Origin of the sequence: Adlercreutzia rubneri (genome assembly GCF_009755265.1) — a bacterium.
Classification (GTDB): Bacteria; Actinomycetota; Coriobacteriia; order Coriobacteriales; family Eggerthellaceae; genus Adlercreutzia; species Adlercreutzia rubneri.
In genome coordinates, this window is the sequence record NZ_WPOO01000046.1 from 1 (window position 1) to 1,664 (window position 1,664).

At 57.4% G+C, this 1,664-nt stretch carries 1 protein-coding gene; it reads left to right on the forward strand.

Annotated features, from left to right (window positions below; genetic code table 11):
- Positions 1–278: 278 nt before the first annotated feature.
- On the forward strand, positions 279–1,499 hold the full coding sequence (locus tag GO707_RS11795; RefSeq protein ID WP_086414568.1) for an IS110 family RNA-guided transposase: 1,221 nt from the start codon (positions 279–281) through the stop codon (positions 1,497–1,499).
- Positions 1,500–1,664 lie beyond the last annotated feature (165 nt).

The window sequence follows — 1,664 nt, forward strand, 5'->3', positions numbered from 1 at the left end:
CCTCGTATATTGTTTTCGCCACTTCTCGCGCAGTGGCCGCGCTCTTTACCTTCCTTTTCAAATATGGGATAAAGGGCGAGTAGAGGGCGGAGGGCGCAGAACGACCTCCTGGGATTTGGCCTTGGACGACAGGATTGCGCCTCCGACCCGCAGCGTGACGTGGATAAGGCAGGATGGCCGTTCGGGGCTGGATATCTGACGAGGTTGCGTGCTGCGGGAACCGAAGGAAGACTTCCGCTCTCGCAGAAGGTTTCGGACCTCAATAATAGGAGGCACGCATGCGCTACGTCGGAATAGACATAGCAAAAAAGGATCATCAGATAGCCGCCGTCGATGAGTTTGGCAACGTCATCCTCAAGTCGTTCAGCGCCGGCAACAACGAATCTGGCTTTGCCAAGATCGCCGAAAAACTCGAGGCTGCCCGCATCGAGTCGGATGAGTGTCTCGTCGGAATGGAGGCGACCGGCCACTACTGGATCTCGCTCTGGGAGTTCCTCGACGCCAACGGCTACGAGGTCGTGGTCATCAACCCTATCCAGACCGACGCATTCCGCAAAGTCGACTCGCTCCGCAAAACGAAAACCGACGCCATCGACAGCGTGCTCATCGCCGAGTACCTGCGCTTTGCGAACCCCGAGTCGTCCAAGATGGCCAATCCGGACGTCGAGCAACTCCGCGAACTGGCACGCTTCAGGAGCTTTCTCGTAGAGCAGGCGACCCAGCTTAAGAACAAGGCGATCCGCGTACTCGACCAAGCATTCCCGGAGTACGGAAAGTTGTTCTCCAACACGTTCGGCGAGGCATCGAAAGCCCTGCTCAAGCAGTGCCCGACACCCGAAGAGGTCCTCGCAACTGACATCCGCACGCTCACGCGCATCCTCAAGGAAAACAGTGGGGGCAATTGCGGTCGGGCCAAAGCCGAGGCAGTCAAGGACGCCGCCAGGAGCTCGATCGGCGCCAAGTTCGGCGCCCGTGCCCTGTCCTTCGAGATCAAGTTGCTGGTGAAGCGGCTATCGTTCACCCAGGTCCAAATCGAAGAATTAGAGGACGAGATATCAGAGCTGCTGCACCGTTCGGATGGTCACTGGCTCACGACCATCCCCGGCATCGGAGACTCGCTCGCGGCCTCCATCGCCGGGGAAATCGGCGATCCTGACCGTTTCGAGACCCCCAAGAAGCTCATCGCCTACGCGGGCATGGATGCCTCGAAGTACCAATCTGGCGCGAATCAGGACACAAACGGGCACATGTCTAAGCGCGGCTCCTCCGAGCTTCGGCGAGCACTCATGCTGGCAGCCGACAAGGTGCGCATCTACGATCCCTACTTCGGCGAGTACTACGACTCAATGAAAGCCCGCGGTAAACATCACTACGTCGCCCTGTCGGGAGTCGCCAGGAAACTTGCCGGCGTCTGCCTGTCGCTCATGCGCGAGCAGCGGCCCTACGAGTCCGAACCTCCCGAGCATCACCTGCCAGGTCATCTTCAGCGCCAAGCCTAAATTTGGGTAAAAATCGCGGAACTTATAAACCGCCTTCTCCAGGGCGGTTTATATCCTGATGCCTCGAAGCAGCAAATCCACGTGCCTTTCTATTCCATATTCTATTATCAACATCCTATCTAAAAGCTTTGGTTTAGTTCTTGACTTCAAATAGCAGGTCTGTCG